The following is a 23,431-nucleotide window of genomic DNA, read 5'->3' as shown; positions in this document are numbered from 1 at the left end:
CATCCAAAATAAAAAGCGAGGTTACTATTGTAGTACCTGAAAAGCAAGCAGTCTTTAAGTCTTAGTTAAGTAAGTATTCTATGTTGCGAATGAAAAAGGATCTGATATGAATATCAGATCCTTTTTCATTGCTTCTTTTATAAATGTAACTTCTTGATACATACATCGTTTCACACGATAACCGGTTCATACGTGCTTACATTATCATACACAGTTTTCGCAATTCTAGGAGGAAGATTAACACACCCTCCAAATCTGACTTTTTAATAGAATCAAAGTGTATTTTTACTTACCAGACTTAATTTTTTCGTTATATTCTTCTAAAGTTAACCCTTTTTCTTTTAGATAAACAGCAACTTCTTTCCCTACATAACGATAGTGCCATGGCTCATACTTAATGCCAGTAATATTCTCTTTATCTTTTGGATAGCGGAGAATAAATCCATATTCTGCAGCATTCTTATCTAACCATTTGAATGCATCGGTAGTTTCAAATTTTGCATTTAAATCTTCTACAGTATTCTGCCATTCAACTGAAATAATGTCTAACGCTAATCCAGTATGATGTTCACTTGCACCAGGATACTGAAGATATTCCAATGCCTTAGCACTAGCCTCTTTATCCGACAAACCTTGAGATTTATAGCTTTTAACTGAAGCATCATAATACGTTTGTTGTAATTTTATAGCTCGATAACCTGATCTTAAATAAAGATTGATTCCCTCTTTTTTTGCAGCTGCTACCATATCCTGATAGGAAGTTGCAATTCTACTATCTATTTTCATATTTGGCTTCGCATTTTGGGTGATACTTGTTAATTCAATTCCTAGTTCCTTTGATAACATATGCTCTCTATTTACAAGGATAATTCTCCAATCATTAACATCAGAGATAGGTAAAACATCTTTTTTCTTCGCATGTATTTCATTTTTATTTTTATCGTTATTATTAGTAGTTTCCTGAGATGTTTGCTTTCCACTACAAGCAGCAAGACTCCATCCCATTGCCAATACCAATGCTAAAATTATAAATTTTTTAATTGTATCTCATTCCCTTTTTGTTTATTAGTCTTTATACCAATTTCCCAACACGTCTCTAGGAATCTCCTTGAAATCCTTCAAAGAAACCGGGCCGACAAATTTTTTAATTCCATGTTTTTTAGAATTTTCATCCGAATAATCTTTTAAAAATTGAATTTTAAATTGTTTCTTACCATCAGCGTAGTCGGTTACTGTCGGTACGATTGCCGCTTGTCGTATACCAAAAGTTTTATCTTCATACTTAACAAATTGTACATAAGATAATCCTCCAACCAATGTTTCTAATTTTTCTTGCGCAGAAATAAGATTTCCAAGAGAATAATAAATTAGCGTTTCATGCCCATCTTTATTTTGTTTCCACTCAATTGGTTGAATTACATGTGGATGATTTCCAATTACTACATCTACACCTAAATCTGTTAAATATTGAGCAACTTCTTTTTGTTGCTTTGAAGGTGTTGAGGTATATTCTACTCCCCAATGCACCATAACAATGACCATATCAGAGTTACTCTTTGCCTTTTCCACATCATTTTGTATCGCTTTTTTATCAATTAAATTTAAAGCCCAAGACTTATCAGCTGGAATTTTAATTCCATTCGTACCATATGTATAATTTAGTAACGCAAAACGAATACCATTTTTTGTAATCGTTTTTATTTCATTACGCTCGTTTTGACTCTCATTAATACCTACCGGGATAACATCCGGATATTTCTTCCAGTATTCTCTTGTATTCGCAACACCTTTAATACCCATATCCATAGCATGATTTGTCGCTTGAGTCACTATATTGAATCCAGTGTCCACTAAAGATTGGCCTACTTCTTCAGGTGTATTGAAAGTCGGATATCCCTGTACTTTTAGATTATTTCCTGCAATTGGAGTCTCCTGGTTCACGATAGCAAGATCACTTGATTTAACAGCTTTTTTGATATTTTCATAAATATAGTTATAATCATATGAACCGTCTTTTTGTTTGCCATCTTTAATTACTGCGTCATGATATAAATTATCACCCGTTGCTATTAAATTCACAACCGATTTTACTTTTTTATCTTCCGTAAAATTAGGAGACTGTTGGATAGGACTCTTCTCTACCCAATTTGGTGCTTTTAATGATGTATCTATATTAGATTCAGCCGGTGGTAATGAAGCTTTAGATGTCTTAACATCTGTATTACCACAAGCAGTTAAAAGCACTAAAAAAATAAGACATAATAAAAAAAACTTTTTACTTCTCTGTAAAGTATCTAACATGTGATCCTCTTTTCTGTTTTATTACTTATAACCAGTTCTAACAAATCATTCTTTAAAACAACGTATTTTGGTTTTACCCTTAATTATGGAAGGACACTCTGTTACATCTGCTTCGGAATATACAGATAATCATTTTCCATTCTCTAGCAATCTATCAATTCCATCAGAATTGATAGATTGCTAGAAAAACATGATCCATCAGGATGTCGACTAGTTTCATATACCTGTTCCAATTGCAGTAACTCGTTTAATCTAAACAAGATAGAAGAATAGTTCATATAGCCTCTTCTCTTGCTTTACGTTTGTGAGTGGCTCCAAAAAGAGGGGATCGTTGCTGTACCCCCTTTAAATATTATGGAATCATTGTAACTAATTTCTTTACGTTAAGCGACAAACATTATACCGATAACAATAAGTAAGACCCAAGAACTTATTTTACCAATATACAAAAAAAGTAGCAATCTTTTGCCCCATATAAAGAAGCCAATTAGGAGAAATGAAAGGGAGATTCATTTTAATTAATTCCTTCCTTCACTGATTAATAAAAAAACAAGCCACCCAGCTATTGGATGGCTCTATACGATAAAGAGAATTTGTTATTGGATTACTTCAATTTCCCTTCAAAAACAATCTTCCTACCGCACGGCTCAACTACTGTTTTGCCGTCTTTCTTTACTTCATGAAAGATCGGCTCTTCCATACGACGAGACGGAGCGTAGCCTTCTTGTTCCATACGTGCTAAGCAGTCTGTAATTGTTTCATTTTCTAGTACTTCAAATTTCTTTTTATTAGGTTGTTTTGTCATGCCCTAACCTACTTTCTATTTTTCTTGATGCGAATTGATTCTTCATGTAGACCATATATAACATTGCTAGAATTCCCATTATAATCATAACCGCAATAAAAAAGCTTGTATACTGTATTTTTTCTATAAATACGCCGCCTAATACAGGCCCCATAATACTTCCTAAACTAAAAGCGATTCCGGATAATATATTACCTGCCGGTAGTAAGTGTCTCGGTAATAAATCAGTCATAAATCCAAGCCCTAAAGAGAAACACGATCCAATAACCATACCCGCTAAAAGCATGCAGGCAAAGACGATCCAGTAATATTGATCAAATACGGCGGCAAGTAGAAAAATGCCCGTACTTATGCTAAACGTCCACGTTAATATACGGTCCCTTCCGTATTTATCACTCAATATACCGAGCGGAATTTGTGTAATAATACCCCCAACTGCAAATGCTGGTAACAAGAAGGATACATCTGAAACAGACCATCCTTTACGAAGTGCGTATACTGGTAAGTTACTGTTTAACATTGCTTCAAGTACGCCATATGCAAGTGGTCCCAGCAGTGCAATCCATCCTAATCCAACAACTTGTTTATAACGAGAAAATGATGATTCACTCTTCACTTCTCTTTCATCTTGCGCTGGGAATGCATTTTTTGTTGGTAATAGTAACAGCCAACCTATTAGACAAAGTATAGTAGATATAATAAATGGTGTTGCAAGACCGTACTGTACAGTGCTTGCTAAATACGGACCAACGGCAAAACCAATTCCGAAGAATACACCGTATATCGATACTTGTCTCCCTATTTTACTTGGGTCCGATGTTGTCGTAATCCATGTTTGTGTTCCGACATGAAGCATATGATCTCCGACTCCAACTAGAAATCTAAGGATAAACCATACCCAAAATGAAAATGTTTGTGTAAAAAAGAATAATGAAATAATAACGAGAAACCCACCTATAACAATAATTGGCTTCATTCCAAACCTTTGCATCGGTTTTTCAAGAAACGGCGAAATAACTAATATCCCGATGTACAATGCCGTCGCATGAATACCGTTAATACTTGAACTAACCCCTTCTTGTTCAAAAATCATTGCAATGGCAGGTAAGAGCATTCCTTGTGATAAACCAGAAATTGCTACAATCCCAACCATAATCCAAAATGTAAAACGCATTGACATCCCTTTCCCTCTCCTTCTCACGCTTTCCACTTTTCATTATAAACTGTTTCTGCAAATGCGTGTACGAATATTCATAATAAAAAAGAAGCTAAAAGAATGAACCTTTTAGCTTCCTATCCTTCCCAAACTTGCGCTTTCACGTTGTTATGAAATTGCTTGAAATATGGATGTTTATAAAAAGCAGTTTCATATAAATAATGATGCGAATGAACAATTGGTGGCTGTTGTATTTGTAACGGAACTACAACTGGTGAAACTTGCATATACAGCGGAGCTATCATCATTTTTGTATACACATGATGATTATATGGAGAATGCACAATTAAGAACGGATGATGCATTGATAATCTCCCCTTTTACCTACAATGTTATAGTATATGCAATACCTTTCATTTCGGGGATTATTTCTATTCTAACCAATCCTCTACATGTTTTATAAATACATCTAAACAATCAATAAACGGTGAGTGTCCGCAATCTTCTAATACCTTCAACTCTGCATTTGGCAAATGTTTCGCTAATTCCTCACCGACTACTTGCGGTACGACATAATCTCTATCACCTTGTATGACGAGTGTCGGCGCTTTAATATGATGAATTTGCTTACTTCCCTCTACAACCCCATTATGTTCATCTGAAATATTAAATGTAATGAGCGCATAATTCACATCTACGAAATTACGTTGCGTTAACATATCATCTAAATACTTTTCATAACGGTCCGGTTCAGGTTGATTATGTGTATATATTAATAGATTCCATACTGTACGGTAATATAGTTTGTTCATATTTTTTATCGCGTCTAATACTGGAGCGATTTGTACTGGATCTTGCGCAATTTCTTCTTTCGTCTTTACTAAACTTGATACAATCGGCTGCCCATTCGTATCTTTTTTAAAGATTGGGTATCCTTTCATTCCTACTGATTCTACTAAAATTAACTTTTCTACAAAAGTTGGGTGATTCGCTGTAAATTGCATCGCAACGCCACCGCCCATTGACCAGCCCATTAATGAGAATTTCTCTAGCTTTAACTCGTCGATAAATAATTTTACATCGTCTGCAAAGTCTTGTAATGAATCTATTGACTGATTATACGTTGATTGTCCAAACCCTCTTAAATCAAGAGCGTAAATATGGTATGGATCTTGCAACTTTTCAATAACTAAATCCCAATGTTGTGACGATGTCATGTTCCCGTGAATGAGTACAAGAATATCTGTATTTCGCCTTCCAACTTCCTGATATGCAATCGTTTCTCCGTTCGATAGTGAAACAAACTCCATTGTTGCAGGCTTAATCATCACAAGTTCCCCCATTCTATTTAATAGAAAGAAAATTCTTTACTTAATTAAAGAATAGCACGCAGAATATACGTTCGCAACATAAAACCTATAAGAATTTTTTACATAAATCAACATGTCTATTACTAGACAATTATTATAAAAAAGTATATAGTTAGCTAGGTAACTAATTTGAAAGGATCAAAATACATGGACGAAAAACAACATTTTTTTCACATCGTCAGCCAGACTTCTCGAAAGTTTACGAAGAAATTTAATGAACGTGTATCTCCAACAGGGTTATTTAGTGCGCAATGGGCTGTTATTTTCCGCATTAATCAAACTGGTTCTTGTACGCAAACAGAATTGTGCCAGTATTTAAATGTTGAATCACCAACGATGACTCGTACGTTAACACGTATGGAAACGATGGGATGGATTATTCGTACAGAAGGTAAAGATCGCCGCGAGAAGCTCATTTCTTTATCCGAAACAGCGATAAAGATGATTCCAGTATGGCAAGAAGAAGTTGATACTTTCGAAGAAAAAACGCTAGAAGGTATTAATGAAAATGATTTACATCAAGCATTTCAAGTGTTACAACAAATTATTAAAAATTTAGATTAAATTGGAGGGATGACGATGCAAAGTGAGAAACTTTGGACGAAGGATTTCCTCGGAACTTGTTTTAGTAGTCTATTTCTCTTCTTAACATTTTACATGCTTATGACTACTCTGCCTGTCTATGTAATAGACGGCCTAAAAGGAAAACCTGAGGAAATTGGTTTAGTTGCAACTGTGTTTCTTATTTCTTCTGTTTTATGTAGACCATTCACAGGAAAATGGCTCGATGATTTAGGAAGAAAGAAAATATTATTTATTTCACTTTCATTATTTTTAGCCGCTACTGTTATGTATTTCGGTGCGCAAAGTTTATTCTTATTACTTGCCCTTCGCTTCTTACACGGTATTGGGTTCGGGATGGCAACGACAGCCACTGGTACGATTGTAACTGATGTTGCGCCAGCTCATCGACGAGGCGAAGCACTTGCATATTTCGGCGTATTTATGAGTCTGCCGATGGTAATTGGTCCTTTTTTAGGTTTAACAATTATTTCTCATTTTTCGTTTACTGTGTTATTTATCGTTTGTTCCGTATTTTCATTACTTGCATTTTTATTAGGACTACTTGTAGATATTCCGCACGAAGCACCTGTTAGCAAACAAAAACGTGAAAAAATGAAATGGAAAGACTTAATCGAACCATCTTCTATTCCGATTGCACTTACAGGATTTGTTTTAGCCTTTTCTTATAGTGGTATTTTATCCTTTATTCCTATTTATGCGAAAGAACTCGGTTTAAGTGAAATTGCAAGTTATTTCTTCATTGTATATGCACTTGTCGTTGTCATTTCTCGTCCATTTACAGGAAAGATTTTTGATCGCTTCGGTGAAAATGTACTCGTTTACCCTGCTATCATTATTTTCACAATCGGAATGTTCATATTAAGCCAAGCACAAACTTCATTTTGGTTCCTTGGCGCAGGTATGCTAATCGGTTTAGGTTACGGAACATTAATTCCGAGTTTCCAAACGATTGCGATTTCTGCCGCTCCAAACCATAGACGTGGTTCTGCGACAGCTACGTATTTCTCATTCTTTGATAGTGGTATTGGTTTTGGTTCTTTCATTTTAGGTATTGTCGCAGCGAAATCCAGTTATCATAATATGTATTTTATCGCAGCTATTATCGTTGCGTTCACTTTACTTTTATATTATGGATTACACGGACGAAAACAAAAATTCAAGAAACAACCTACAGACGGAAAAATTTCCGCTTAACGTTAATAAGGAAAGTAAACTTCCCCGTTTACTTTCCTTATTTTGTATTTCTTTCAAGACGAGCGTATACTTATAGTAGAAATAAAAAGGAGGGCCATATATGAAACTAAAAAAATCTCCCCTACTCTTACTTATACTAACATTCATATTTGTAATTACAGGGCTTGGGTTTACTTACTTCAAACAAAATAAAACGACCCCATCAAAACATAATGTGACAAAAGAAAACTGGTTAAATGACCCTTACTTACGTTGGTCGTACACACACATGAAAGAATTCACTTTAGTTAATGACGTAAAAAACAATCCTGACCAAATTGCTCACTTCCCTTCCGCATTGCAAAACTTAGACGATTTTGCCGTGGAGCGTAGATTCGGAAATACAACTCCTCTAAAAAAACTTTTAGATGATAACAAAACGGATGCTTTTGTCGTTGTACATAATGGACAACTTGTTTACGAACGATATTTCAATAGGTATAAACAGAATGAACCTCATGGTATGGCATCATTAGCAAAAGTCTTTACTGGGGCAATTATACAATCTCTCTCTGAAGAAAAACGTATTGACTTAGAAAAAACAGCTGACACTTACATAAAAGAACTAAAAAACACACCGTTCGGAAAAGCGACACTTCAGCAATTAATGGACATGCAAGTTTCAGCAGAATACCCGACCCACGGATATGAGCAGCCTGGGCTAGAAAATCAAGATGCACAATTATATTTAGCTAGCAATATTTTACCCCGCGGCAAAAATTACGGCGGTCCGATGAAAATTTATGATATGTTACGAGAAGCCGAAGAAACTGCACCGCCTGGTTCTTCCTTTTCTTACAATAACGGATCAACAGAAACGCTCGCTTGGATTATTAGAACTATTACTGGTAAATTACTAGCTGAAAATGTAAGCGAACGAATTTGGTCTCAAATTGGTATGGAAGAAAACGCGTATTACGTTACAGATGAAACAAAAGTAGAACAAGCAAGCGCTGGCTTAAATGCAACTGCTAGAGATATGGCGAGATTCGGGCAATTACTATTAAACAACGGGGAATATAACGGAAAACAAATTCTCCCTTCTTCTATTACTGAAGATATAAAAAATGTCCAAGAAGGTGAACTTGCAATTGCCCCTGGAGCTTCCATTTCTTATCATAATCAATGGTGGATTCCGCACAATGAACAAGGTGCTTTCGAAGTGTTAGGTAGTTACGGACAAACACTTTACATCGATCCGAAAACAAATATGGTGATCGTTCATTTTTCTTCTAACGCAACGCCAAGTAATGAAATACATTCGGTTTACTCAAATATGTATATTGATATTGCACATCATTTAGAAAAGCTTCCACAGTAGTGGAAGCTTTTTCTTATTTCGGTGTTTTATTTGAAACCACTACCCTCATCACGGTTATTCATAATGAAACTTTTTATTAGCAATCCAATAATACGTTACGAAGAGTGTCAATAAAATCCACACTATAGTTAGTAATCCATTAATTATTGCGTTTGAATTTACTTCCCCCGTGACTAACGTTTCCATTGCATACTTACTCATACCGGCTGGATTAAGCTGATCCATTATTGGATTCAAACCGACGATTACTCTGCAGGCTAAAAGGAAAACAATTGAAATTAATGCAATAATACCTTGACTGTGAAAAATAGCACTTATCATTGTTGTGAAAGATACGATAAAAAGAACCCAAATTAGATAAAATAGTAATCCAGTAATTAGGTGTGCAAATGGAACGGCAGTAAAAAGAAAATTTACATATAGATAAGAAGCTACGTATCCAATTGTTACACTAAACGCTACCATTAAATAGTTTGAAACTATTTTCCCACCTACATATGAAGTAACAGTAACGGGCCTTGTTAAAATAAAGGCCAACATACCATTAGCTTTATCTGTTTGAATTGCACCCATCATAGAAATCACTAGAATCATAAGTCCAAGCTGATCAAACTGGGATCCTAAAGTACTCGCTAATACTTCGCCCCCTTTTTGCGCTGCCATACTCAGATCAATTGTAATTCCCTGACCTCCACCTAACGCTTCTAGAATTGATGGCAAATAATGAGTTACTATCGGCTGTGTTGCACCTAAAAATATAAAAACAATTGGTAGCCAAATAATCTTAAAATCACGCAACATTTGAACATATTCTTTTTTTATCAATACCATTGAGTTATTCATTTTTACACCACCAATTTCAAGAAAATTTCTTCTAAAGTATCGTTGCTCATTTTAAATTTAACGATGTCCACTTTATGTTCGAGTGCATTTTGCAGTAACATATTTTTGTTTATTTCGATACTTTCAACCTTCACTTTGATTTTAAGCCCAACCACTTCTACATTCTTCACATACGGTAATTTCTTTACAACTTCAATCCAATTTTGATCTTTAGCTGTTATTTCAATAATTAATTTATTTTCACGATTACGGTGTAAAGCTCCGTAATCGTTGTGTCTTCTATTTTTGTTCCATCTTTTATAATGACAAATCGTTCACAGATTTCTTCTGCATCGCTTAAGATGTGGGTTGATAATAAAATGGTTGTATCTTTTTTTATTTCTTTAATCAGATTCAATACTTCCCGCCGGCCGATCGGATCTAATGCGGATACTGGTTCATCCATGACAATAAGCGAAGGTTTATGCAATAATGCTTGTGCAATACCAAGTCGTTGTTTCATTCCACCAGAAAATGTACTAACCTTTGCATTTTCTTCTTCCTTTAGTCCAACTTTCTCCAACATTTTTGGAATCGACTTTGACAATTCTTCTTTTTTCAACCCCGAAAGTTGGCCCATAAACGTAAGCGTTTCTCTCGCTGTCATCCAATGAAAAAAATTAGGATATTGAGGTAAATAACCAATTTCACTTTTCATTTTTGATATTTTTATCCCATTCAATAAAACTTCACCAGCAGTTGGATTAGTAATATCCGAAATTACTTTTATTAATGTGGATTTCCCTGCTCCGTTTGGTCCAATTAATCCGACGCATTCCCCCGCTTGCAGTTCCATCGAGAAATTATTCACAGCAATTTTTCCTTTAAATGATTTTGTTACATTTTTAATCTCTAATTTCATAATTTCTCACGGTCCTTTCTCCCTATAACAAAGTACAAGATAGGTCCCAATATATTAACGAAAAGAATAATTAACGTCCATACAAGTACATTTTTTCTTGTTTTCCTATGTCGATATAAATCAATGAATGCAATTAAAACTAAAAGTGCTCCCACTGCAATAACTGGTAATATAATGGGTAGAAAAGCCATAATATCAATGTCTTTAAGATCATTCAATCCATAATGTAGTTGCATTATTGTCATTCCTCCCTAAATTCATTCTCATTATTGATAATGATAAAACATAAACGAATGAATTGCAAACTTTATTCTCATTATTTATAATGAGAATAAAAATACATAATAAATAAGGTGAGCGAATGAGTAATAAAGTTGAAATTTTAATGCATCCGGTAAGAATGAAAATTTGCCAAGTGTTAATGAGAAATAAGGAAGATGGGCTAACACCATTAGAAATGGTAAAAATCATTAAAAATGTACCACAAGCCACACTATATAGACAGCTACAAACTATGGTTGATTCTGGTATCGTCCATGTAATTAAAGAAAAAAAGGTGAAATCTGTTTCTGAAAAATATTACGCAATCAATGAAGAAGATGCAAAAATTGAAGGAAGTGAATGGAAAGGATTATCTGATGATGAAAAGTTAAACTACATTTCCTATTATCAGTTATCACTTATGACACAATATCAAAGTTACCTTAAGAAATTAGAGGAACAAAACAGTCAAGAAGATACTGCTACTTTTTCTGTAGTAGAATTAAAGCTAGATGAAGAACACTTTGGAAAATTTCAAAACGAACTTAACGAATTAATGATTAAATACTACAATAGCCAAAGTAAAGACGACGAAATAGAGACTCCGGTTCGGACTGTCGCTATTACAATTATTCCAGAAACTTAAATTTACTCGATATAAAAATGCAAATCAATAATTTGAACTAAATACTGAAAACAGGATACCTCTCAAAACACCTAAACCATCTGCTTCCTATATTCTCTTTAGGGGCTAGGTGGTTTAATTTTTCTTGAATTCACACACAAATGTAGTAATGAATGTATTACTTTTGTTATCTTTTATAAGTAAAAAGCTTCATCTTTTTAATGAAGCTTTCTATCACTTTATTAAAAAGATAATAAATTAATCGTTTCCTTTAAAACACTTCCCTTACAAAGATTATCTGTTCATATTGGTCGAAAATTTCTTCTATAGATAAAAATAAAGTTTCTTCCGGGATGATGAACTTTATTTTTTGACCATTTTTTAACATGAAGGAAATCGTTCCATTATCATTAAAACCTGTATGAAACGTTCCTCGTTTATTTAATAGTACCTCTTCAATTATATTTATTTCAATTGAAAAGTTATTCTTTAATTGCAAGAGTTCATGTACATCGCCAGTATGTATTTTTGCATCTATTTCAGTTTCTAAGTTTAATTGTTTTTTCTCAATTTTTTTGAACCGAAACAAAAACAATAGCTCTGAAATACCAGGTAATTGTTTTTTATAAGCATGTCGGCTATGAAACTGTCCGCCAATCTTTATAAAATATATACAGTCACCTGTAATAAAGACTTTATAATATATATCTGCCGTAAACATTTTAGGCTTTAAAAGATAAAAACTTTTGATCATAATTCCCCCATCAATTTTAAATGTATTTGTATAAACATTTTTAGCTAGATTTGTGCTAAAACATATTTCTCATGTAATGCAACACTATTGTATTGAATCTCCTCTCCCTTTGCAACAGTTGCTTTGAAGCCAGCTAGTAACCTTTCTCTATACTATCCCTATAAGTGCTACCCCATTCCCAACCGTTTTCTTCTAGTATATTAAAAGCAGAATCTGATACAAGGCTCTATATCAACCTATCAATAAATTACCACCCTGTAAATATCTGAATTTTCTTTTTATTGAAGGTTATCTCCTAAACAACCTCGAATAATTGTAATACATATGCATAAGGAGGTTGATCTATTTTGTTTCGTTCCTTTACAAATGGTTGCGTCGCCTTAGTGCAACGCTTCTTGCCAGAACCGTTTATTTTATCATGTTTACTAACTGTTTTCGTTATCTGCTTTGGTATGTTTGCGACTCACCAAACACCTGTAGAAATGATTAATCACTGGGGTAATGGAATTTGGGGACTCCTCGCCTTTTCTATGCAAATGGCACTTGTACTCGTGACTGGATCTGCTTTAGCAAATGCTCCTCTTATTAAAAAAGGATTAACGAAAGCTGCCAGACTACCGAAAACGAATGGACAAGGTATTATTGCCATTTCCATTGTAAGTTTACTTGGTGCATACATAAACTGGGGCTTTGGAATTGTTGTATCTGTTTTATACGCAAAAGAAGTAGCAAGACAATTAGAAGGATTAGATTATAGACTAGCAATTGCCTCTTCTTACTCTGGATTTCTCATTTGGCATGCCGGTCTTTCTGCCTCTATCCCTCTTACGTTAGCAACAGGCGGCGAAACGTTAATTAAAACGACTGCTGGAAGTATTAAAGAGGCGATTCCGATAACAGAAACGTTATTCTCACCATACGCTCTCGTTCCAGTTATTATTTTTCTCGTTACGATGCCTCTCATTAATAAAGCGATGCATCCAGATGAAAAACATACGATAACTGTAGATCCTAGCGTGTTCCATGAAGAAGCTGCTGCTCAAGAAGTAGAAAAAAATACATTCGCTGAAAAAATGGAAAATAGCATCATTATTACACTTTGCGTTGGATTGTTAGGTCTCATTTATATTTTCAATTACTTTTATACGAAAGGATTTAATCTTACTCTCGATATCGTGATTTTTATGTTATTAATTGCTGGACTTATTTTCCACCGCACTCCGATTCAGTATATTCGCGCTTTTTCAGACTCTACGAAAAGTGCCTCTGGCATTTTACTTCAATTTCCGTTTTACGCAGGAATTATGGGCATGATGATTGGAGCGAATAGTGAAGGACTTTCACTTGGAGGAGCTATTTCTAATTTCTTTATTAGCATTTCAAACGAATCAACTTTCCCGCTCTTTACTTTTTTAAGTGCTGGCATCGTTAATATTTTCGTTCCATCTGGTGGCGGTCAATGGGCCGTGCAAGCACCAATTATGATTCCAGCTGGCGCTGAACTTGGTGTACCTGCTGCAAAAACTGCAATGGCCATTGCGTGGGGCGATGCTTGGACGAATTTAATTCAACCTTTCTGGGCATTACCAGCATTAGCGATAGCTGGTTTAGGTGCTCGTGACATTATGGGATTTTGTGTTGTGAACTTACTATATGCGGGTTTTATCATTAGTCTATGCTTCTTATTCATTTAAACGAAAAGCTAGTTTTATACTAGCTTTTTTACATAATAAATCATTTATTTCCCATGCAATTTATAACTGTCTTCCACACTATGTAAGGTGTAATGACTCAAATGCAAAAAAATCTTCGCAAATTTTTCCGATCAAGTGTGGATGTCCCCTCAAAAAATTCCACTGTAACGCTTTAGGAAGAAAATATGTTTCATATTCTTTACTTCCCCTTACTACCTCATCTACTTCTCTTTCACAAATTCCTCTTATTAAATAATCATTTCTTAACTCTATTTGAATTTGTTGAAATGTATCGCTGCATTTTTTCAATTGAAGTAAACACGTAATATACTTTCGAAAAAGTTCGTTATCATACTGACAACAGTTTATAATACGATCGACTTCATTCATAATGTACGAGCCTTTTCTTCTATTTGTAATAACCATTTTTCGCGCTTTGATACTTTACTCCTTTTCACAGATTGAAACACTGACCGTTTTATATCACGAATGCCACAAAAACGTAAAACACCTCTCTTCATCATAATCCAATCTGCTGATCGATATAACAATGCGACGTACCATAGAGGCGAGTCTAACGTATTAATAACCCACGCTTTTTTCCCTTGCAATAATCCTTTCGGCAGAGCCCCTTCATATTTATAAGCAAATCCAGCTACGAAAATACGGTCAATAAAACCTTTTAAAATAGCTGGCATCCCCCACCACCATATCGGATATATAAAGAGAAGTGTATCTGCTTCTTCCACTAATTTTCTATACCGCGCTGTCTCTTCTTCATTTATTAAATCACGTCTTTTCTTCTCTTCATTGAATACAAGTACCGGATCAAATTGTTCCTTGTATAAATCAAGCAACGTAACCGAATGATTTGTTTCCTGTAGCCCTTTTTGCACATGCTCTAAAATTGCCCCGTTAAAACTTGAAGGATTAGGATGAGCGTATATAATCAGTACGTTCACTACAAAACAACTCCCTCTATCGTTAAAGTTACCCCTTCTTTAATAACTTCTCTACAATTTGTACGTTTTTCGAACTTTGCAACAGTCGATTTAATACAGTAAGTAACTCTTCTTTTTCTAAATCTTTCAGTTTCTCTTTAACTGCACTCTCACCAGCACCTTGAATATCATAAACAACTGCCGCCATATGTTTACAATAATTTTCATACGGACATTCGCAACTACTTTTTGAAAAATCTTCGAGATCGATAACTACTTCATAATTCCCTGCATTTCCAGTAACGAAAGCAAACACTTTGTTATCTTGTATTTCAACATCTTCTACATGTCCATCTTCATAATATTCATTTCCCTTATCTACAACGTACTTTGGGATCCATTTCGTTATATCTTTTAATAAGTAAGCGTACATAATTGTACCCCTTCCTTTAATTCCCTTTTGACTTCCAAAACCCTGCATGTTATTCTAAGAACTGTTAAATAGCAAGTCTATTTTGCAAAACGACTGACACCTATTCGGCGAAGGTGTCTCTTTTCATTTGCAGCCGATACGAATTGCCTCTTTCAGGCACATTCAATTTTTGACACTACACACTCAACACCATTCCCTGTATCAGGCTGCTTAAGCAGTCTTTTACTCTACATACTCCGTTATTTTAAAAAAAAGAGAGCTTAGCTCCCTTTTCTCGCCTTATAAAATACCCCTTTTTCAGTATAGAGATATTCATCAGCTAATGTAATTTTCCCATCCAGTTTCAGTTCATCTAATAGTCTTGATAAATAAAATTGATGTAACATCTTTTTCGTGAATTTTCCTTCATGATGCGAAACGATATGTTCTTGAATATCTAACAATGATATTGGCTTATCTTGCTCTATCATATATTCATAAACTGTACTACGCAGTTTTACGTATTTTTCGAGTGTCACAGCAATGCGCAACCCCTTTCTTCTTAAGATAAATTTTCGTAATCGGTTTTTTTGCAACAAAAAAACCTCTCCGATAAGAAGAAGTTACGTATATATCTTCGTCTTATCTCCCAGAACAAATATGTTCTGCTGGAATTAGCACCTGCATCGCGGTTGCTGGGTTTCATCGGGCCAGTCCCTCCACCTCTCTGGATAAGAAAATATTCACTTAATTCTTACTATACGTAATTTCATTTTAATTGTCAAACAAATATAACAAATAATATTTTCTTCTTTACTGTTCATACTATACATATATGAATATGCAAGGAGGATTATGAAATGCATCAAAATGCTCGCGGATATGTACAAGATTCTTTTCAATCATTACAAGAAGCAAAACATTGTTTAGAAGAAGCACTACAGACTGTTGAAAAAGATTTTAATCGCGCTCGTATTGAGCAATCCCTTTATGCGATCGAACAAGCTATTCAACGCTGCGATTACACCGTTCACATTTTAGAACAAGATTGAAAAAACTTCCCATCATAAGGTGGGAAGTTTTTTCAAATGGCATACTTCATAATTATTGCCGTTATGATTAAAAAATATACAGAATTCACAATTTCTAAAACCCCTACTTTTATAATAGAAATTTTTTTGCCATACAATATAATGTCTCGAATGACACTTGGTATAAAAATAAGGGAGCACCACGGATTAATTGCAAATACAATGATTGTTAATAGAATATGATAACCCCAAGATATAAAACGATACTTCGGATTATTTTTCTCACGTATCATCGTTTTCACATAAAACGTACTACCTAAAAAGTATAAGAATGAAATAAGTGCAATGAATAATGCTGTATGATCGATTTGTTTCATTGAAAAATAATAACTAATTAACCCACCAACACAAAACACAATGATCGCACAAATATCATTTAATAGTGCCCTTTCATTTTTTTGACGAGCATAATGCATATTTACTATAAATAGTGGAATCATGACTATTACGAATAAAAGAATGCGCCATTCATATAATAGAGAAATCATCCCAAATACGAACGCAATAATAAAATATACAATTGAAGCATGTAAATACTCTTTTTTTCGTTTTTGTTTTATGTACATAAGGAATGGATACGTAGCTAAATAGATAAAGAACCAAGCTATAAACAATGGAATGTGATATATAGTAGGTTTTCCAAGTATGACACTTAATAGAAATGGTATAGCAAGCATCGCCCATGCACCATGTTGCTTCGGAATAACTAACTTCATTAACTATACACCTCCCTTTTGAAAATAGTTCTCACCTATTATTATACAAATAATTTTATATAGTAACGGATATATATTGGACTATTTTTTGACAATAAAAAATGCTCCTTACAATATGTAAGAAGCATGAAAGAGGCAAACGAATATGTAAGTCGCGACCCTACCTTATATGAGTATGCTTTTCTATGCTATGTTATGCTTATCTAATATACCGTATTTCTTTTTAAATCTTGTGAGAATCGTAATCCAAGAAGTACTAAATAATAGTAAGAAGACAACATTCGAAATTGCATGGCTCAAATCGAAATAAAAACTTGCGATGTAATACGAAATGACTGTTTCCCACGTTGCCTCTCTTATAAAACCGAGAAGTCCCCAGAAATTCATAATCCAGCCAAATAAAAATCCAACAAACAATCCGTACAGGAGTCTTCCCCATAGCTTTTTCATTAAAAATGTATTACGCAATAATCCAGCTATAAAACCAATCATACCCCATGAAAACATTTGCCACGGCGTCCACGGACCTTGCCCTAAAAAGATGTTAGACACAATCGCTGCTGTTGCACCGATCATAAAACCCGCTTCACTTCCAAACACAATTGCAGAAACGATAATAACAAAAGAAGTTGGTTGTACACTCGGTAAAATAGAAAATGGTACGCGGCTAACTGCTGCAATTGCCGCTAATACAGCAACGAGAACAATTTCACGTGAAACAAACGCCTTCCTTTCAAAACGGATATAGAAAGGTAACATAATAACAACTAATAAAAACAAACTACTTAACATGTAATAACCGTCCATAATAAGTGTAGTAAAGAGTAATGTGCCTATTATTACTGCAAAAATACATATTATGAATGCAACATATCGTTTGGACACGCTTCGTACACATCCTCCCACGTTAATGCATATGGCAATTCTTTTCGAATGAATCGGTTAATAGATGTTGTATAAAAGAAGTTACCACTAAAAAATTCTTTCGGTGCATCATTCATAATGACTGCTCCATCAAATAACATCATACATCGATCCACGTATTTCGCTGCAAACTCAATGTCATGCGTTGCCATTACAATTGTTGTACCTTCTTTTTGCAGCTCCCTAAATAGTTCTCCTACTCTTTCTTTCTTCCATGGATCTAACCCCTTTGTCGGTTCATCAAGTAATAATAGCGTTGGCTTTGATAATAACGTTGTACATAATGCAAGAAGTTGTTGCTCTCCTCCACTACAATCATGCGGATGGCGTTCTTTAAGCGAATACAACCAAAACTGTTTTAGCGTATCTTCTGCTATTTCTTTTCCTTGTTCTCCGTATAATTCACGTGCACGTTCATACACCTCATCCCACACTGTATCAAATGTAAAATGATAATATGGATGCTGCGATACATACCCAATACTTTTAAATCGTTCTTTCGAATCAATTTTATGTATCACTTTCCCATTCCACTTTACTTTCCCTCTTCTCACTTTTTGCAATCCAGCAAAAAGCGTTAACAGTGTAGACTTCCCTGTCCCATTCTTTCCAACGAGAGCTACCCATTTTCCTTTTTCAATCGATACAGTTAAATCTCGTAAAATAAGCGGACTATTTTTTTCATATTGAAACGAAATATGCTCGGCACTTAAAATGACTTCTTGCTTTTCACCTTGTACTATTGGCTTATTTACATATGATATCGCCGAAAAATCATTCATTTTCATTTGTGCTTCTCGCACTGTAAACGGAATATCTTTCGCATTCCACTCTAAAAACAATCTTGGAATTTGCGGAATAAATGGACGGAACTTTTCTACTTCCCACATGTTCGCTACAACCGCTTTCGGACTACCGTCATACACGATTCGGCCGTTATTCATACAAATCACGCGCGTTGCAAGTGGTATCACTTCATCTAAACGATGTTCACTTAAAACAATTGTAATTCCAAGTTCTTCATTAATACGCTTTAACAATCCTAAAAACTCTTTCGCAGCAATTGGATCTAACTGCGCTGTCGGTTCATCTAATAATAATAACTTTGGCTGCATAACTAATACCGCAGCTAAATTAACAAGTTGCTTTTGTCCGCCAGATAACGTATGAACAGATTGGTGCAATAAATCTTGAAATCCTAAGAAGCTAATGAGCTCTGCTATTCGTTTTTGAATAATATGTGATGGTAACCCAATATTTTCTAAAGAAAATGCTAATTCTTGAATAACTGTATCCATTACGAGTTGATTTTCTGGATTTTGAAATACCATACCAATTTCTTGAGCAGATAACAAATCAGGTACATTTTCTAATAAAGTACCATCATAATATGTATCCCCAGTACGCTTACCAATTGGAAGTAATTCTTTTTTTAAATGTTTTAATAAAGTCGTCTTCCCGGATCCTGATCCGCCAGCAAGTGCAATAAACTCTCCTTTTTGAACAGAAAGAGAAATATGCTGTAACGCTTTTTCGTTTTCATCAGCATATACAAATGATAAATTATTTATTTCTGTATGCGCCACCATAACCATTCCCTTCCTTCCATTATAATTGGTAAACTAATAAACATCGTAAATACGATAAACATCATCCCATCGTATTGCTGAAATAAAATAGATTCGACTTTCGGATAAATGATTAACTTTCCTCCGCCATACGTACTACATATGATAGCAATTATAAATAGAATACTTAAATAACTGAGCGTATACCAATCTCGTTTTTCCATTCTATAGCGAATATATGTCGTACGTTTCGTTACACCAAATCCACGAGCTTGCATAGAATCTGCCGTTTGCAGTGCATCTTCCAATGAACAAATTAATAATACTTGCAGCAATTGCATACCATTTTTGACGCGTTCAATTATCGAACCTGAATCTACCTGCACACCTTTCGTCTTTTGAACGAGTGTGATTTTCTTTAATCGCCTTATAAACAAAGGAACAAATCTCACTGTAATCATCGTTAACAATGCAACTTTCGGTGAAATTCTTGAAAACAAATATAAAAATTTATGACTGGAAATAATATCATTGTATGACGCAAACGTAAACATAACTGCAACTAGTAATAACCCCATTACTATTCCAAACATAATCGCCTCAAGCTTAATACGGCTATCACCTAACCAAAATAACGTAGTTCGACCTCTATGCGTTAATAACGAATTAAATAAAATTACCATAAAAAAGAAAACAATTGTGCTCGGTAGCATCTTTCTTATCTTTTCGCTATTTCCTTGCATCACATTTAACATAATAATTAATACTATTGCTCCAATTAAAAAAAGAGGATGAAGACACATCATACATAGTATCATCACCCCGATATAATAGAAAAAATTCACAAAAGGATGTAAAGAAGAAAAACTTATTTTCATAGCTCTTTACCGAATGCCTTTCTTATTGTAATACGTATACCCACTCAATTGTATCTCCTGGTTTTACCGTAGCTACACCAGCACTATGGTTTGGAAAAGCACCGTTCACACGATATTTCCATCCACTAGTATCCGCAATATCTTTTTCATATAAATCATTAATACCTTTTACATAAATACTATCTCTAGATCCGCTTGCATCAACATCTAATCCTGTACGTTGCAATACTTTATACACTGTATCGCCTTCTTGTACATCCATCTTTTTCGCACCCATTATATATCCGTTATTTCCTTTTACCGAGATTGTTACTTGTTTTGCTTGTAGTTTCGGTACTGGTACTGGATCTGGTTTTGGTGGTTCAGGTTTTGGTACTGCCGGAGTCGGTATCGTTTTCTCCGCTTTATTCGGATCAACTTTTTGCTCCTGCTTCGGTGTTTCTTTCGGCTGATTCACAACCTTTGCTTCTTCTTTTACTTCTGGTGCTTTCGGTTGTTGTTTCTCTTCTTGTGCTTGTTGCTGCTCTGGTTGCTTATTTACAGCCGGCTGTTCTTTCGGTTGTTCCTGTTGTTTCTCTTCTTTCTTTACCTCTGGTTGTGCCTGCGGCTTTTCCTCTTTCGGCTTCTCTTCTACTTTTTGTTCTTGTTTCTCTTTCTGCTCTTCTTGCTGCTTTTGCTCTGATTCAGCTTGCTTTTCTTCTGTTTTTTCTTCCGGCTTCGCTTCATCTTTTTGTTCTTCTTGTTTCGCTACCTCTTCTTGCTTCGGTTCTACCTTCTTCTCAGGCTTTACAGCTGCCTCTTCACATCCGGCAAGTAGCCCGAGCGAAAGCAGTAAAGAAATGAACCATTTCACCTTACTCATCCTATCTCTCACCTTTCATACGAAAATTAGGAGCAAATAATTGCTCCTAATTTTTTGTTAAGCTGCTTTACGTCTCCATAATACATATGCAGAAGCAATACATAATACACCCATACCTACTTCTGTTGCTGCACTATGAGAAGATGCTCCTGTTTTTGGTAGACTGTTACCGTTTCCGATTTTTTTATTCTTAACCGGTTCGTTATCTACAACTACTTTTAGATTTTCATCTTTTGTTTCTTGTTGTACTTGTTTTTGTTCTTTCGGTTCTTCAGTAACTTCTTTTTCTACTACATTATTTTCTGGTTCAACGACCTTTTCTGGCTCTTCAATCGGTTTGGGCTTAATTACATCACCAGCGTCTACATTAGACCAATCATAAATAGATTTTCCCATTTCCTTAAATTGAAGTAATGCTAAAAGAGCCTGTTCTGTAGCCATTCCGTTACCATTTTGATCACTTGGTAACCATTTAAATTCACCATTTGAAAGTTGATATGATAATAGGTTTTGCATTGCCTTATGAAGACGATTTTGATCTACATCTTTAACAAGCGATAATCCAATAATTGCTTGCGCAGTACTATTTGAATTTTCTTGTCCATCAGCTGAAAAACCGCCATTTTGCAGCTGTTCGTTATATAAATACGCAACAGCTTTTTGTATAGCTGGTTTCACATCTGATCGCTCTTGATAAGGAGCTAATGCTGATAAAACCATACCTGTTACATCAACGCTACTAGCACTATCTTTACTACCTGAACTATTATAAGTCCATCCACCGTCTGTATGCTGATTATTTAACAGTGCTTCCACTAGAGCAACTCTGTTCCATTTTGATTCAACTGGAATCTCATACTTCTTCGTATCAAATGCAAGTAAAGCAAATGCATAACCTGTAACAGAATTCACTTTATCTGACTCATACAATTTTTGAACTAAATTATGTCCACCTACATTTTTAGGGTCTGTACTCATTGCATTCATCATAATAATTGTTCTAGCTAAATCTGTCGCTGAAAAACGATTAATGCGCTTTTCTACTTTTTCAGTTACTGACTTAACATAATTTAATTTTGCCTCAATTGGCACATTCTTTCCAGAACGAGAAAGCGCTACAGCTACCCAATCACTTTCGATTCCATCTTGTAACATCTTGTCAGATGTTTTTGAGATTGCTTCCTCTAATTGCTTCGCTGGAATTTGAACATTCTCTTGCTTTGGTTGTTCTGGTTTTTTACCATTTTCACCTTCTGGTTTTGGATCAACTTTCGGTTTACCATTTTCACCTTCTGGTTTTGGCTCGACTGTCGGTTTACCATTTTCACCTTCCGGTTTTGGCTCGACTGTCGGTTTGCCATTTTCACCTTCCGGTTTTGGCTCGACTGTCGGCTTACCATTTTCACCTTCTGGTTTTGGCTCGACTGTCGGTTTACCATTTTCGCCTTCTGGTTTTGGTTCTTCTGTTTTACACGTTCCGAACTTATCTAACGTTTCTTTCAATGTTTCCTGGCTTATATTGCTCCAGTCTGAAACAAAGCGAAAGACAACAACATCTCCAGATTTTAATTTATAACTATCTGCTCCGACTTCTGCAGACTTATCATTTACATCATACAGCCAAGCACTTGTAGCCCCGGCCATTAAACCATCGATTCCTTTTACATATGTTCCAAACGACATCGTTTCAGATTCTACTTTGTCCCCCATGACCTTTTGCAGCAAACTTAAAGCTGTTTCCCCATCTTTAATTTGCTCTTCTTTCGGACATAACATAATGCCTTTTTGTGATTCCCCAATAATTGCAAGTTTTGCTGTATTTCCTTCAGCAAACGTAATATGTACTGTATTCGCAAAAGAAACAAATACAAGTGTCACTGCCATTAACGACGTAAGCAGCCATTTTTTCAACATTGCCATCCCAAAATTTCCTCCCTTACTACCATTTACACAAAAAAAGGCCCTTCAAGGGCGTGCGATTGACACTCTCTTTTTGTAAGTGTCGAACAAAAATGTACAACACCTCCTACCCGCATCATTCGCGGCTATATTTGTATAGGAAAAATAATTTTGTTTATGAACGTATCATTGTGATAACATTCACTTTTCTTGGCACAACTTACTCCCATTTAAGTTATCGTAAAACGATAAACCTATACATTCTGTAAATTTTAAATTTCTGTATTATTT

24 protein-coding genes, 2 pseudogenes and 1 riboswitch are annotated in these 23,431 nt (G+C 34.9%); of the genes and pseudogenes, 6 read left to right on the top strand and 20 right to left on the bottom strand.

The annotated features are described in order from the left end of the window. Window positions 1–285: 285 nt before the first annotated feature. The 6 genes from ACQRBL_RS16060 to ACQRBL_RS16035 form a co-directional block, all read right to left on the bottom strand. Window positions 286–1,017 carry a M15 family metallopeptidase gene (locus ACQRBL_RS16060; protein ID WP_080672401.1) on the bottom strand — a complete coding sequence of 244 codons (732 nt, stop codon included), beginning with the start codon at window positions 1,015–1,017 and terminating at the stop codon, window positions 286–288. Between the two features lie 48 nt (window positions 1,018–1,065). After that, window positions 1,066–2,301 (bottom strand): CapA family protein, encoded by a 1,236-nt coding sequence (locus ACQRBL_RS16055; protein WP_023522494.1) that lies wholly within the window; start codon window positions 2,299–2,301, stop codon window positions 1,066–1,068. A gap of 604 nt (window positions 2,302–2,905) precedes the next feature. Continuing rightward, window positions 2,906–3,106, bottom strand: coding sequence for an NETI motif-containing protein (locus ACQRBL_RS16050; RefSeq protein ID WP_000166303.1), 201 nt, complete (start codon window positions 3,104–3,106; stop codon window positions 2,906–2,908). Then, window positions 3,090–4,286, bottom strand: a complete 1,197-nt coding sequence (locus tag ACQRBL_RS16045) for an MFS transporter (protein ID WP_000062798.1) — start codon at window positions 4,284–4,286, stop codon at window positions 3,090–3,092. Before ACQRBL_RS16045 ends, ACQRBL_RS16050 begins: the two co-directional genes overlap by 17 nt. A 113-nt stretch (window positions 4,287–4,399) precedes the next feature. After that, a complete protein-coding gene (locus ACQRBL_RS16040; protein WP_023522495.1) occupies window positions 4,400–4,627 on the bottom strand; it encodes a hypothetical protein in 228 nt (75 codons plus the stop codon). 66 nt (window positions 4,628–4,693) lie between these two features. Beyond that, window positions 4,694–5,590 (bottom strand): intracellular short-chain-length polyhydroxyalkanoate depolymerase, encoded by an 897-nt coding sequence (locus tag ACQRBL_RS16035; protein WP_411995917.1) that lies wholly within the window; start codon window positions 5,588–5,590, stop codon window positions 4,694–4,696. A gap of 189 nt (window positions 5,591–5,779) precedes the next feature. On the opposite strand from ACQRBL_RS16035, the gene ACQRBL_RS16030 reads away from it, so the two are divergent. The 3 genes from ACQRBL_RS16030 (at window position 5,780) to ACQRBL_RS16020 (ending at window position 8,771) form a co-directional block, all read left to right on the top strand. After that, a complete protein-coding gene (locus ACQRBL_RS16030) occupies window positions 5,780–6,196 on the top strand; it encodes a MarR family winged helix-turn-helix transcriptional regulator (RefSeq protein ID WP_023522497.1) in 417 nt (138 codons plus the stop codon). Window positions 6,197–6,211: 15 nt separating this feature from the next. Then, on the top strand, window positions 6,212–7,411 hold the full coding sequence (locus ACQRBL_RS16025; RefSeq protein ID WP_001190320.1) for an MFS transporter: 1,200 nt from the start codon (window positions 6,212–6,214) through the stop codon (window positions 7,409–7,411). Between the two features lie 100 nt (window positions 7,412–7,511). Continuing rightward, entirely contained in the window at window positions 7,512–8,771 is a 1,260-nt protein-coding gene (locus ACQRBL_RS16020; protein WP_411995916.1) for a serine hydrolase domain-containing protein, read from the top strand. Window positions 8,772–8,825: 54 nt separating this feature from the next. Here the strand turns inward: ACQRBL_RS16020 and ACQRBL_RS16015 are convergent, their stop codons facing one another. The 3 genes and pseudogenes from ACQRBL_RS16015 to ACQRBL_RS16005 all read right to left on the bottom strand — a co-directional run bounded on the left by ACQRBL_RS16015 (window position 8,826) and on the right by ACQRBL_RS16005 (window position 10,751). After that, entirely contained in the window at window positions 8,826–9,614 is a 789-nt protein-coding gene (locus ACQRBL_RS16015) for an ABC transporter permease subunit (RefSeq protein ID WP_023522499.1), read from the bottom strand. 2 nt (window positions 9,615–9,616) lie between these two features. Then, a pseudogene (locus tag ACQRBL_RS16010) lies at window positions 9,617–10,515 on the bottom strand (ATP-binding cassette domain-containing protein). Beyond that, a complete protein-coding gene (locus tag ACQRBL_RS16005) occupies window positions 10,512–10,751 on the bottom strand; it encodes a PLD nuclease N-terminal domain-containing protein (protein WP_097920496.1) in 240 nt (79 codons plus the stop codon). Before ACQRBL_RS16005 ends, ACQRBL_RS16010 begins: the two are co-directional and overlap by 4 nt. 125 nt (window positions 10,752–10,876) lie before the next feature. Here ACQRBL_RS16005 and ACQRBL_RS16000 point away from each other — a divergent pair, with 125 nt between their 5' ends. Continuing rightward, complete coding sequence (locus ACQRBL_RS16000; RefSeq protein ID WP_097987343.1) at window positions 10,877–11,422, top strand: transcriptional regulator; 546 nt, start codon at window positions 10,877–10,879, stop codon at window positions 11,420–11,422. A gap of 250 nt (window positions 11,423–11,672) precedes the next feature. Here the strand turns inward: ACQRBL_RS16000 and ACQRBL_RS15995 are convergent, their stop codons facing one another. Continuing rightward, window positions 11,673–12,155 carry a hypothetical protein gene (locus ACQRBL_RS15995; protein WP_411995915.1) on the bottom strand — a complete coding sequence of 161 codons (483 nt, stop codon included), beginning with the start codon at window positions 12,153–12,155 and terminating at the stop codon, window positions 11,673–11,675. A gap of 347 nt (window positions 12,156–12,502) precedes the next feature. Between ACQRBL_RS15995 and ACQRBL_RS15990 the strand changes: the two genes are divergently transcribed. After that, window positions 12,503–13,849 carry a short-chain fatty acid transporter gene (locus tag ACQRBL_RS15990; protein ID WP_097987342.1) on the top strand — a complete coding sequence of 449 codons (1,347 nt, stop codon included), beginning with the start codon at window positions 12,503–12,505 and terminating at the stop codon, window positions 13,847–13,849. A 40-nt stretch (window positions 13,850–13,889) separates the two neighbouring features. Here ACQRBL_RS15990 and ACQRBL_RS15985 read toward each other — a convergent pair. The 4 genes and pseudogenes from ACQRBL_RS15985 to ACQRBL_RS15970 form a co-directional block, all read right to left on the bottom strand. Then, window positions 13,890–14,239: pseudogene (locus tag ACQRBL_RS15985) on the bottom strand (group-specific protein). Then, window positions 14,236–14,811 carry an NAD(P)H-dependent oxidoreductase gene (locus ACQRBL_RS15980; RefSeq protein ID WP_078993945.1) on the bottom strand — a complete coding sequence of 192 codons (576 nt, stop codon included), beginning with the start codon at window positions 14,809–14,811 and terminating at the stop codon, window positions 14,236–14,238. Before ACQRBL_RS15980 ends, ACQRBL_RS15985 begins: the two are co-directional and overlap by 4 nt. 28 nt (window positions 14,812–14,839) lie before the next feature. Beyond that, window positions 14,840–15,223: an SWIM zinc finger family protein gene (locus ACQRBL_RS15975; RefSeq protein ID WP_088020600.1), complete on the bottom strand. Its 384-nt coding sequence runs from the start codon at window positions 15,221–15,223 to the stop codon at window positions 14,840–14,842. Between the two features lie 260 nt (window positions 15,224–15,483). Further along, entirely contained in the window at window positions 15,484–15,801 is a 318-nt protein-coding gene (locus tag ACQRBL_RS15970; RefSeq protein ID WP_002094089.1) for a hypothetical protein, read from the bottom strand. A gap of 40 nt (window positions 15,802–15,841) precedes the next feature. Next, a riboswitch (SAM riboswitch) is annotated at window positions 15,842–15,940 on the bottom strand. Window positions 15,941–16,062: 122 nt separating this feature from the next. Here ACQRBL_RS15970 and ACQRBL_RS15965 point away from each other — a divergent pair. Then, window positions 16,063–16,254 (top strand): hypothetical protein, encoded by a 192-nt coding sequence (locus tag ACQRBL_RS15965; RefSeq protein WP_000554029.1) that lies wholly within the window; start codon window positions 16,063–16,065, stop codon window positions 16,252–16,254. 32 nt (window positions 16,255–16,286) lie between these two features. Here the strand turns inward: ACQRBL_RS15965 and ACQRBL_RS15960 are convergent, their stop codons facing one another. From ACQRBL_RS15960 to ACQRBL_RS15935, 6 genes are all read right to left on the bottom strand, one after another. Further along, on the bottom strand, window positions 16,287–17,009 hold the full coding sequence (locus ACQRBL_RS15960) for a YwiC-like family protein (protein ID WP_411995914.1): 723 nt from the start codon (window positions 17,007–17,009) through the stop codon (window positions 16,287–16,289). Window positions 17,010–17,192: 183 nt separating this feature from the next. Continuing rightward, entirely contained in the window at window positions 17,193–17,894 is a 702-nt protein-coding gene (locus ACQRBL_RS15955; RefSeq protein ID WP_023522507.1) for an ECF transporter S component, read from the bottom strand. Continuing rightward, on the bottom strand, window positions 17,867–19,528 hold the full coding sequence (locus tag ACQRBL_RS15950; protein ID WP_120460011.1) for an ABC transporter ATP-binding protein: 1,662 nt from the start codon (window positions 19,526–19,528) through the stop codon (window positions 17,867–17,869). The genes ACQRBL_RS15955 and ACQRBL_RS15950 overlap by 28 nt, the downstream gene beginning before the upstream one ends. Beyond that, window positions 19,501–20,379, bottom strand: a complete 879-nt coding sequence (locus ACQRBL_RS15945) for an energy-coupling factor transporter transmembrane component T (RefSeq protein WP_097987340.1) — start codon at window positions 20,377–20,379, stop codon at window positions 19,501–19,503. Before ACQRBL_RS15945 ends, ACQRBL_RS15950 begins: the two co-directional genes overlap by 28 nt. Before the next feature lie 22 nt (window positions 20,380–20,401). After that, on the bottom strand, window positions 20,402–21,241 hold the full coding sequence (locus ACQRBL_RS15940) for a DUF4430 domain-containing protein (protein ID WP_411995913.1): 840 nt from the start codon (window positions 21,239–21,241) through the stop codon (window positions 20,402–20,404). A 57-nt stretch (window positions 21,242–21,298) separates the two neighbouring features. Further along, window positions 21,299–23,161 (bottom strand): DUF4430 domain-containing protein, encoded by a 1,863-nt coding sequence (locus tag ACQRBL_RS15935; RefSeq protein WP_411995912.1) that lies wholly within the window; start codon window positions 23,159–23,161, stop codon window positions 21,299–21,301. Window positions 23,162–23,431 lie beyond the last annotated feature (270 nt).

This window comes from Bacillus sp. AF62, assembly GCF_050312695.1.
Lineage (GTDB): Bacteria > Bacillota > Bacilli > Bacillales > Bacillaceae_G > Bacillus_A > Bacillus_A cereus.
This window is presented reverse-complemented; position numbering and strand designations above follow the sequence as displayed.

Coding starts and splice junctions, on each gene's coding strand:
- ACQRBL_RS15995 (WP_411995915.1), bottom strand. CDS start 12,155: ATGATCAAAAGTTTTTATCTTTTAAAGCCTAAAATGTTTACGGCAGAT.
- ACQRBL_RS16035 (WP_411995917.1), bottom strand. CDS start 5,590: ATGATTAAGCCTGCAACAATGGAGTTTGTTTCACTATCGAACGGAGAA.
- ACQRBL_RS15935 (WP_411995912.1), bottom strand. CDS start 23,161: ATGGCAATGTTGAAAAAATGGCTGCTTACGTCGTTAATGGCAGTGACA.
- ACQRBL_RS15945 (WP_097987340.1), bottom strand. CDS start 20,379: ATGAAAATAAGTTTTTCTTCTTTACATCCTTTTGTGAATTTTTTCTAT.
- ACQRBL_RS16055 (WP_023522494.1), bottom strand. CDS start 2,301: ATGTTAGATACTTTACAGAGAAGTAAAAAGTTTTTTTTATTATGTCTT.
- ACQRBL_RS16020 (WP_411995916.1), top strand. CDS start 7,512: ATGAAACTAAAAAAATCTCCCCTACTCTTACTTATACTAACATTCATA.
- ACQRBL_RS16025 (WP_001190320.1), top strand. CDS start 6,212: ATGCAAAGTGAGAAACTTTGGACGAAGGATTTCCTCGGAACTTGTTTT.
- ACQRBL_RS16030 (WP_023522497.1), top strand. CDS start 5,780: ATGGACGAAAAACAACATTTTTTTCACATCGTCAGCCAGACTTCTCGA.
- ACQRBL_RS15960 (WP_411995914.1), bottom strand. CDS start 17,009: ATGAAGTTAGTTATTCCGAAGCAACATGGTGCATGGGCGATGCTTGCT.
- ACQRBL_RS16000 (WP_097987343.1), top strand. CDS start 10,877: ATGAGTAATAAAGTTGAAATTTTAATGCATCCGGTAAGAATGAAAATT.
- ACQRBL_RS15965 (WP_000554029.1), top strand. CDS start 16,063: ATGCATCAAAATGCTCGCGGATATGTACAAGATTCTTTTCAATCATTA.
- ACQRBL_RS15940 (WP_411995913.1), bottom strand. CDS start 21,241: ATGAGTAAGGTGAAATGGTTCATTTCTTTACTGCTTTCGCTCGGGCTA.
- ACQRBL_RS15950 (WP_120460011.1), bottom strand. CDS start 19,528: ATGGTTATGGTGGCGCATACAGAAATAAATAATTTATCATTTGTATAT.
- ACQRBL_RS16005 (WP_097920496.1), bottom strand. CDS start 10,751: ATGCAACTACATTATGGATTGAATGATCTTAAAGACATTGATATTATG.
- ACQRBL_RS16040 (WP_023522495.1), bottom strand. CDS start 4,627: ATGCATCATCCGTTCTTAATTGTGCATTCTCCATATAATCATCATGTG.
- ACQRBL_RS15975 (WP_088020600.1), bottom strand. CDS start 15,223: ATGTACGCTTACTTATTAAAAGATATAACGAAATGGATCCCAAAGTAC.
- ACQRBL_RS16045 (WP_000062798.1), bottom strand. CDS start 4,286: ATGTCAATGCGTTTTACATTTTGGATTATGGTTGGGATTGTAGCAATT.
- ACQRBL_RS16015 (WP_023522499.1), bottom strand. CDS start 9,614: ATGAATAACTCAATGGTATTGATAAAAAAAGAATATGTTCAAATGTTG.
- ACQRBL_RS16050 (WP_000166303.1), bottom strand. CDS start 3,106: ATGACAAAACAACCTAATAAAAAGAAATTTGAAGTACTAGAAAATGAA.